The organism is Ideonella sp. P3_A4 (assembly GCF_056403075.1).
In genome coordinates this window covers 1-8263 of sequence record NZ_JBFUGE010000264.1, presented here as the reverse complement: position 1 = coordinate 8263, position 8263 = coordinate 1, and the positions used below count along the sequence as shown (strand labels likewise).

The window sequence follows — 8263 nt, the reverse complement described above, 5'->3', positions numbered from 1 at the left end:
ATCAGCGCCTGGCGCTGCCGAGCGCTGAGCTCGTGCAACCGCTTCAACCACCGCTTCCAGTCTTGTTCCTGCATCGCCTTCTCCAGGGAACCCGGCTTGCCGCCGTCTACCTGGCACGATGCACTTCCACTGGCTCATGGCCTGCGCCTGTCACTACTCAATGCGCAAAGAGCCTTTGTTTTGCCCGGGCACCGGGGCGCTGCGGCACAATCGGGCACTGGACATTCCCACAGATTTCTTGCTGGAGCCGCCCGCATGGCCTCGATCAACAAAGTCATTCTCATTGGCAACCTGGGCCGCGACCCCGAGGTGCGTTACACCCCCAGCGGCGCGGCGGTGTGCAACCTGCGCCTGGCCACGACCCGCAACTGGAAGAGCCGCGACACCGGCGAGCGCCAGGAAGAAACCGAATGGCACTCGGTCGTGCTGTACGACCGCCAGGCCGAAGTGGCCGGTGAGTACCTGAAAAAGGGCCGCCCGGTCTACATCGAAGGCCGCCTGAAGACCCGCAAGTGGCAGGACAAGGACGGCAACGACCGCTACACCACCGAAATCGTCGCCGATTCGATGCAGCTGCTGGGCGGCCGCGAAGGCACTGGCACCGGCGGTGGTGGTGACGACGGCTACAGCCGCGAGGCCGACGAGGGGGGTGGCGGTGGTGGCGGCAGCGCCCGTCGCGCACCTGCCCCCGCGCCGCGTGCACCGGCACCTCGCCCGGCACCGCGCTCGAGCGCCGGCATCGACGAGATGGACGACGACATCCCGTTCTGACACCCGGAAGCCATCGCTCCTGAAGGCCTGCCGCTTCGCGCCAGGCCTTTCGTCTTTTTACGGCCCGTCAGCGGCCACAGCCGCGACAGCGGCGCTCTTGGCCCCTGGGTGCGCCCAGCCGTAGACGGTGTCGGCCAGGTCGTTCAGGCCCACGTGCTTGGGCGCCGAAAACAGCAGCAGGCCCACATCGGAGCTCTCGGTGGCCAGGTCGACCAGGCCTTCCTGCCCGGTGACCAGCGCCGCTGCCTGTTCCTTCTTGCTCAGCTTGTCGGCCTTGGTCAGCAACACCAGCAGCTTGACCTCGCCGGTGGTCACGCGCGGGGCGACGAACTCGAGCAGCTGCCGGTCCAGCGGCGTGAAACCGAGCCGGCTGTCGACCAGCAGCACCACGCCCGCCAGGTTGCGGCGGATCTTCAGGTAGTCGGCCATCACCTGCTGCCAGCGCAGCTTGGCGGTGCGTGCGACCGTGGCATAGCCATAGCCCGGCAGGTCGGCCAGGTAGGAGTCGGGCGCGTCCTTCGGCCCCAGCTCGAACAGGTTGATGTGCTGGGTGCGGCCCGGTGTCTTCGAGGCGAAGGCCAGCTGCCGTCGCTGCGCCAGCGCGTTGATCGCGGTCGACTTGCCGGCATTGCTGCGGCCGACGAAAGCGAACTCCGGCATGTCGCCCGAAGGCAGTTGGTCCAGCTGGCTGGCGGTGGTGAGGAAGCGGGCCCCGTGGGCCCAGGCCAACGCGGTGCGCGTGGCCTCATCCGGTGCGCCGGCTTGCGGGCGGTTCGATGCGGTCATGGAGCATTGTAAAATCCGCGGGTTTTGTTCGAACAATCAAGGCCTGCCGAGATGAAGACCCCTGTCGCCTTCGCCATCACCGCCAAAAACTCATGGGGCGCCCTTGCCGCCCTGGTGGCCTTCACGCTGGCGCTGCCCGTGTTCGCCAATGAGCCGGCGGCGCCCGCCAAGGTGGACCTTGTCAAGGGCCAGGAACTGTCAACCAACGTCTGCGCGGCCTGCCACACCGCCGACGGTTCGCGCGGCTCGCCCGCCAACCCGATCCTGCAAGGCCAGCACCCCGAGTACCTCGCCAAGCAGCTGACCGAGTTCAAGGCTGGCAAGCGCACCAACCCGGTCATGCAGGGCATGGCCGCCCCGCTGAGCGAAGCCGACATCAAGAACGTCACGGCGTTCTACGGCAGCAAGCAGGCCAAGCCTGGCTTCGCCAAGCACAAGGACACCGTCGCGCTGGGCGAGAAGATCTACCGCGCCGGCATCGCCGACAAGCAAGTGCCCGCCTGCGCCGGCTGCCACAGCCCGACGGGTGCCGGCATCCCGGCCCAGTACCCGCGCATCGGCGGCCAGCACGCCGACTACCTCGACGCGCAGATGAAGGCCTTCCGCGACCACAAGCGCACCAACAGCGCGCCGATGCAGGCGATCGCCGCCCGCATGAACAACGAAGAGATCGCCGCGGTCGCCGACTACATCGCCGGCCTGCATTGATTTCATTGCATGCGCCCCGTGAAGGCCGGTCTCTGACCGGCTTTTTCATTTGGACGCTTGTCGACCGCCTGCGCTCCCGATAATCCGCCCATGACCGCACCGACCGACTTCGTCGACCCGCTGGACGCGCTCGACACCCCACCGCCCCGCCCCGCCGCCCCGAGTGGCGCGCGTCAGGTGCTGGAGCTGCTGTCGTCGATGCGCTTCGCGATCACGCTGTTCGTGGTCATTTGCGTCGCAGCCGTCGTCGGCACCGTGGTGCAGCAGAACGAGGCGTTCAACAACTACGTCAACAAGTTCGGCCCGTTCTGGGCCGAGCTGTTCGGCCACGTCCAGCTCTTCACGATCTATTCGGCGCCCTGGTTCCTGCTGATCATCGCCTTCCTGGTCGTCTCGACCAGCCTGTGCATCGCCCGCAATGCGCCGAAGATCGTGGCCGACCTGCGCAGCTTCAAAGAGCACGTGCGCGAGCAGTCGCTGGCCTTCTTCCACCACAAGGCCGACGCGGTGCTGCCGATCGGGCGCGAGGCCGCGCTGGCCCAGGTGGCCGCGGTGTTGGGCAAGCATGGCTGGCGCGCCCGCGCGCAGGTGCGCACGAATGGCACGATGGTCGCCGCACGCACCGGCCGCGCCAGCAAGCTGGGTTACCTGTCGGCGCACTCGGCCATCGTGCTGATCTGCCTGGGCGGCCTGGCCGACGGTGACCTGATCGTGCGGGCGCAGATGGCGCTGGCCGGCAAGAGTGTGTTCGATGGCGGTTACCAGTTCGTCAAGGACGTGCCGGCCGAGCACCGCCTGTCGGCCGACAACCCCACCTTCCGCGGCAACCTGATGGTGCCCGAAGGTGCCCGCGCCGGCGTGGCCTTGTTGACGATGCCGCAGGGCACGGTGCTGCAGGAGCTGCCGTTCGACGTCGAGCTGAAGAAGTTCAACGTCGAGTACTACGAAAGCGGGATGCCGCGTCTGTTTGCCAGCGACATCGTGATCCACGACCACGAGACCGGCGAGGCGATCCCGGCCACGGTCAAGGTCAACGAGCCGGCCTTCCACCGCGGCGTCGCGATCTACCAGAGCAGCATGGAGGATGGCGGCTCGCAGGTCCAGCTGAAGGCCTACCCGCTGAGCGTCGGCGGCCAGCCGTTCGAGATGAAGCTGCGCGTCGGCGAAAGCACCGGCCTGACCAGCGACAGCGGCAACCAGCGGCTGCAGGTCGAAGTGACCGGGCTGAAGGTCATCAACGTCGAGAACATGGGCGAGGCCAACGCCGGCGCCAGCGGCAGCACGGACGTGCGCAAGGTCGACCTGGTCGGCACGCTGAACAAGCACCTGGGCGCGGGCGTCAACCCGGACAAGGCCAAGACGATGCACAACGTGGGCCCGTCCGTCACCTACCGGCTGCGCGACAGCGCCGGCCAGGCGCGCGAGTTCCACAACTACATGCTGCCGATCGAGCTGGACGGCCAGCGCGTGTTCGTTGCCGGCGTGCGCGAAGCCACGGCCGAGAACTTTCACTACCTGCGCATGCCGGCCGACGAGAACGGCAGCCTCGAAGGCTGGCTGCGCCTGCGCGCCGCGCTGAACGACCCGGCCCTGCGCGACCAGGCCGCACGACGCTACGCCGCCCAGGCCACGCCGGAAGGCAGGCCCGAGATGACCGAGCAGCTGCGGCTGACCGCCGCCCGGGCGCTGACGCTGTTTGCCGGCATCGAGGCCCCGGCCAAGGGCGCCGAAGCGACACGGCTCGGTGGGCTGAATGCGCTCAGCCAGTTCATCGAGGCCAGCGTGCCCGAGGCCGAGCGCCCCCGCATCGCCGAGGTGATGCTGCGCATCCTCAATGGCGCCGTGTTCGATCTGAACCAATTGGCGCGGGAACAAGCCGGCCTGAAACCGCTCGAACTGGGCCCGGCCACCGAAGCATTCATGACCCAGGCCCTGCTTTCGTTGTCCGACAGCTTCTTCTACCCTGCGCCGGTGCTGCTGGAGCTGACCAATTTCGACTTCGTGCAGGCCAGCGTGTTCCAAGTGGCCCGCGCACCGGGCAAGACCTTGGTCTACCTGGGCGCGGTGTTGCTGATCCTCGGTGTCTTTGCGATGCTCTACGTGCGCGAGCGGCGCTTGTGGGTCTGGCTGGCCGATGGCGAGTCTCCCGGCAGCACGCGCGTGCAGGTTGCCATGTCCACGCCACGGCGCACGCTGGACATCGATGCCGAGTTCGACCGCTTGCGCGATGAAATGCTGGCTTCGGCCGGAGGCAAACCATGAACACGACCACCACCACGCTCGACCTGGGCCGCCAAAGCCTCATGAGCCGGCGCTCCCCGACCGATTGGCTGTTCGCGGCGCTGGTGATCGGCGGCGCGGCCTATGCCTTCCGCCGCTACGGCGCGTCGATGGATGGTTACGAGAAGGGCATCCTGTTCGGCGCCGTGCCGGCGCTGATCGCGCTGGGCTGGTTCTGGGGCGCGCTGCGCTTGCTGGCGGTGGCCGTTGGCAGCGCCAGTTTGCTGGCGATCAACCTGTACGCCCGCACGACAGACAGCTTCGGCGCCGACCTGGTCGCCGGCGGCCAAGTGTTCTGGCTCAAGTATCTGCTGTCGAGCCAGAGCGCCATTCTGTGGATGGGCACGCTGTTCTTCATGAGCACGCTGTTCTACTGGTTCGGCTTCTTCTCGCGCCAGGCGGGCAGCGCAGGCGGCAGCGACAGCGCCGGCCTGCGCATTGGTTCGGGCCTGGCCTGGGCCGCCGTCTTCATGGCGCTCACCGGCACCATGGTGCGCTGGTACGAAAGCCACCAGATCGCGCCGCTGGTCGGCCACATCCCGGTCAGCAACCTGTACGAAGTGTTCGTGCTGTTCTGCTGGCTGACCACCCTGTTCTACCTGTACTACGAAGCGCACTACAAGACGCGTACGTTGGGCCCGTTCGTGATGCTGGTCATCAGCTCGGCGGTCGGCTTCCTGGCCTGGTACATCTTCGCGCGCGAGGCGCACGAGATCCAGCCGCTGCTGCCGGCGCTGCAAAGCTGGTGGATGAAGCTGCACGTGCCGGCCAACTTCATCGGCTACGGCACCTTTGCGCTGTCGGCGATGGTCGCGCTGGCCTGCCTGCTGAAGACCTCGACCACCCGCAACCTGTGGATCGGTCTGGTCGGTGTGCCCGTCGGCGTGCTGGTGCTGATGAGCCTGTACGCGCTGTTCGGCGCGCCGGACGCCGGGATGCAGGGCGCCTTGACGAAGGGCCTGCGCATGATCGGCGGCACCGCGGCCTTCTTCGCGCTGATGATCCTGCTGCGCACGCCCGTCAATGCCCGCACGCCCGCGCCGGAGCTGATGGACGACCTGATGTACAAGGCCATCGCGGTCGGCTTCGCGTTCTTCACGATCGCCACCGTGCTGGGCGCCTTCTGGGCCGCCGAGGCCTGGGGCGGCTACTGGAGCTGGGACCCGAAGGAGACCTGGGCCCTGATCGTCTGGCTGAACTACGCGGCCTGGCTGCACATGCGCCTGATGAAGGGGATGCGCGGCAACGCCTCGGCCTGGTGGGCGCTCGGTGGCCTGGTGGTCACGACCTTCGCCTTCCTGGGCGTGAACATGTTCTTGTCGGGCCTGCACTCCTACGGGACCTTGTGAGTCTGACCCCCTACGAGCCTGCGGCCCGGTCCCCCCGAGGGGGAGCGGCCGGCTTGGGGCGGCCCGGCGCCGGCCCGTCCTCGTCTTCTTAGGATCGCGCCCATGCCCTACGCTCGCCGCGATCCCGATGGCCTCGTGCTCAGCCTGCACCGCGAGGCCAGCACCGAGGCCAGCGAGTTTCTGGCCGACGACCACCCCGACGTGCGGGCATTTCTCAGTGATCCGGGCACTGGCGATATCCACGAACGCTTCACCCGCCTCGATGCCGACTTCGTGCGGGTGCTCGAAGACGTGATCGACACGCTGATCAACCGCAACCTGATCAACATCACCGACCTGCCCGCCGAGGCCCAGGCGAAGCTGTTTTCGCGCAAGAGCTTCCGCGAGCGGCGCAGCAGCCATGCACTGAGGCTGTACGGCGACGCCGAGCTGGGCACGCTGATCCCCGGCGTCGCATCGCCACCCACCGACGACGGCAGCGCCGGCTGAGCGTCAGGATGTCACGCCCGTGGCTGACGGGAACCTGGGCCCGCGCGTAAGGTCTCACCGGTTTGCCCGACAGACCCTCAAGCGCCCGCCGGGCGCAGCCAGCGCGAGACACCCCATGTACCTGCTGAAGGACCGCGGTTTCAACCACCGCACCCCGTCGGACATCACCCCCGAAGCCGTTTACCACGCACGCCGCCAGTGGCTGCAGCGAGCCGCCTGGGGTTTGGCTGGCGCCGGCCTGGGCCCCTGGGCTGCTGGCGAAGCGCTGGCCCAAGGGCCAGGCAAGCTGGCCGCGTTGCCCGGCACCCGCAGCGCCCTGCCCGGCTCGATGGTGATGGACAAGCCTACGCCGTATGCCGASGTGACCTCGTACAACAACTACTACGAGTTCGGCACCGACAAGCACTCGCCGGCGCAGACCGCCGGCACGCTGAGGCCGCGGCCGTGGACGGTCAGCATCGAAGGCGAGGTCAAGAAGCCCAAGGTCTACGACCTGGACGAGCTGCTGAAGCTGGCCCCGATGGAAGAGCGCATCTACCGCCTGCGCTGCGTCGAGGGCTGGTCGATGGTGGTGCCCTGGGTCGGCTACTCGCTGGCCGAGCTGATCAAACGCGTCGAGCCGACCGGCAACGCCAAGTTCGTGCAGTTCACGACGCTGGCCGACAAGGCCCAGATGCCGGGCCTGCGCTCTGGCGTGCTCGACTGGCCCTACACCGAGGGCCTGCGGCTGGACGAGGCGATGAACCCGCTCGCGCTGCTGACCTTCGGCCTGTACGGTGAGGTGTTGCCGAACCAGAACGGCGCACCGGTTCGCGTGATCCTGCCGTGGAAGTACGGCTTCAAGAGCGCGAAGTCGATCGTCAAGATCCGCTTCGTCGACAAGCAGCCGGTCAGCAGCTGGGAGCGCGCCAACCCCAGCGAATACGGCTTCTTCTCGAACGTGAACCCGCAGGTCGACCACCCGCGCTGGAGCCAGGCCAGCGAGCGCCGCATCGGCGAAGACGGCCTGTTCGCCAAGCGCCGGCCGACGCTGATGTTCAACGGCTACGAAGCCCAGGTCGGCCAGCTGTACGCGGGCATGGACCTGAAAAAATTCTACTGAACATGGCGCTGAACGTGACGGTCACTCCCGTGATGAACCGCTGGTTAGCGCACAAGGCCGCCAAGCCTGTGCTGTGGACCCTCCTCGCGCTGCCATTTGCCTGGCTGCTGTGGGGCGCGATCAACGACACGCTCGGCGCGAACCCGGCCGAGGCCCTGATCCGAGGCCTGGGCGACTGGACGTTGCGTGGCCTGGTGCTGACGCTGGCGATCAGCCCGCTGCGCCAGTGGACCGGTTGGCACCAGCTGCTGCGGCACCGCCGCGCAATCGGCGTCGCCACCTTCCTGTACGGCACGCTGCACTGGCTGTCCTATGCCTGGCTGGACCAGGGGCTGGAGCTCAACGCGCTGCTGAAAGACGTGGCCAAGCGGCCATTCATCCTGGTCGGCACCCTCGCCTGGCTGCTGCTGCTGCCGCTGGCGGCCACCTCGTTCAACCGTGCGATCAAGGCGCTCGGGCCTAAGCGCTGGCAGGCACTGCACAAAGCGGTCTATGCGATCGCGCTGCTGGCGATCCTGCACTTCTTCTGGATGCGTTCCGGCAAGCACCTGTACGGCGAAGTAGCGGTCTATGCGTCGATCATGGCCGTGCTGCTGGGCTGGCGCGTGCGCAACGCTTGGCGGCAGCGCACCCAAGCGCCGGCGCGTCGCACGCCGGCGGTCAGCGCAGGCTAGAAGCGAGGGCGCGGCTTCTGCCGCCCCCTCGCTCCTAGCCTCTCGGCAGTACGCACAGCTCCCCCGAGCCCCCTCCGCGAGGGAGCTCCAGCGCAAAGGACCAC

The 8263-nt window shown here is 67.7% G+C and carries 8 protein-coding genes; 7 read left to right on the top strand and 1 reads right to left on the bottom strand.

The genetic code is table 11. From position 1 onward, the window contains the following. Window positions 1-255 precede the first annotated feature (255 nt). Window positions 256-771 carry a single-stranded DNA-binding protein gene (locus AC1DYI_RS20585; RefSeq protein ID WP_477205995.1) on the top strand — a complete coding sequence of 172 codons (516 nt, stop codon included), beginning with the start codon at window positions 256-258 and terminating at the stop codon, window positions 769-771. Between the two features lie 57 nt (window positions 772-828). On the opposite strand, the gene yihA is transcribed toward AC1DYI_RS20585, so the two are convergent. Continuing rightward, window positions 829-1557 carry a ribosome biogenesis GTP-binding protein YihA/YsxC gene (yihA, locus tag AC1DYI_RS20580; RefSeq protein WP_477205994.1) on the bottom strand — a complete coding sequence of 243 codons (729 nt, stop codon included), beginning with the start codon at window positions 1555-1557 and terminating at the stop codon, window positions 829-831. A 51-nt stretch (window positions 1558-1608) separates the two neighbouring features. On the opposite strand from yihA, the gene AC1DYI_RS20575 reads away from it, so the two are divergent. The 6 genes from AC1DYI_RS20575 (at window position 1609) to AC1DYI_RS20550 (ending at window position 8159) form a co-directional block, all read left to right on the top strand. Next, window positions 1609-2265, top strand: a complete 657-nt coding sequence (locus tag AC1DYI_RS20575; protein ID WP_477205993.1) for a c-type cytochrome — start codon at window positions 1609-1611, stop codon at window positions 2263-2265. Between the two features lie 198 nt (window positions 2266-2463). Continuing rightward, entirely contained in the window at window positions 2464-4527 is a 2064-nt protein-coding gene (locus AC1DYI_RS20570) for a cytochrome c biogenesis protein ResB (RefSeq protein ID WP_477205997.1), read from the top strand. Beyond that, entirely contained in the window at window positions 4524-5894 is a 1371-nt protein-coding gene (ccsB, locus tag AC1DYI_RS20565; RefSeq protein WP_477205992.1) for a c-type cytochrome biogenesis protein CcsB, read from the top strand. Before AC1DYI_RS20570 ends, ccsB begins: the two co-directional genes overlap by 4 nt. Before the next feature lie 102 nt (window positions 5895-5996). After that, on the top strand, window positions 5997-6383 hold the full coding sequence (locus AC1DYI_RS20560) for a hypothetical protein (protein WP_477205991.1): 387 nt from the start codon (window positions 5997-5999) through the stop codon (window positions 6381-6383). 115 nt (window positions 6384-6498) lie between these two features. Beyond that, on the top strand, window positions 6499-7485 hold the full coding sequence (gene msrP, locus AC1DYI_RS20555) for a protein-methionine-sulfoxide reductase catalytic subunit MsrP (protein WP_477205990.1): 987 nt from the start codon (window positions 6499-6501) through the stop codon (window positions 7483-7485). Window positions 7486-7517: 32 nt separating this feature from the next. Further along, complete coding sequence (locus AC1DYI_RS20550) at window positions 7518-8159, top strand: protein-methionine-sulfoxide reductase heme-binding subunit MsrQ (RefSeq protein WP_477205996.1); 642 nt, start codon at window positions 7518-7520, stop codon at window positions 8157-8159. The last annotated feature ends 104 nt before the right edge of the window (window positions 8160-8263 follow it).

Excerpts from the sequence above, each read along its gene's own strand:
- AC1DYI_RS20585 (WP_477205995.1), top strand. The coding sequence starts at position 256 with ATGGCCTCGATCAACAAAGTCATTCTCATTGGCAACCTGGGCCGCGAC.
- yihA (WP_477205994.1), bottom strand. The coding sequence starts at position 1,557 with ATGACCGCATCGAACCGCCCGCAAGCCGGCGCACCGGATGAGGCCACG.
- AC1DYI_RS20575 (WP_477205993.1), top strand. The coding sequence starts at position 1,609 with ATGAAGACCCCTGTCGCCTTCGCCATCACCGCCAAAAACTCATGGGGC.
- AC1DYI_RS20570 (WP_477205997.1), top strand. The coding sequence starts at position 2,464 with ATGCGCTTCGCGATCACGCTGTTCGTGGTCATTTGCGTCGCAGCCGTC.
- ccsB (WP_477205992.1), top strand. The coding sequence starts at position 4,524 with ATGAACACGACCACCACCACGCTCGACCTGGGCCGCCAAAGCCTCATG.
- AC1DYI_RS20560 (WP_477205991.1), top strand. The coding sequence starts at position 5,997 with ATGCCCTACGCTCGCCGCGATCCCGATGGCCTCGTGCTCAGCCTGCAC.
- AC1DYI_RS20550 (WP_477205996.1), top strand. The coding sequence starts at position 7,518 with ATGAACCGCTGGTTAGCGCACAAGGCCGCCAAGCCTGTGCTGTGGACC.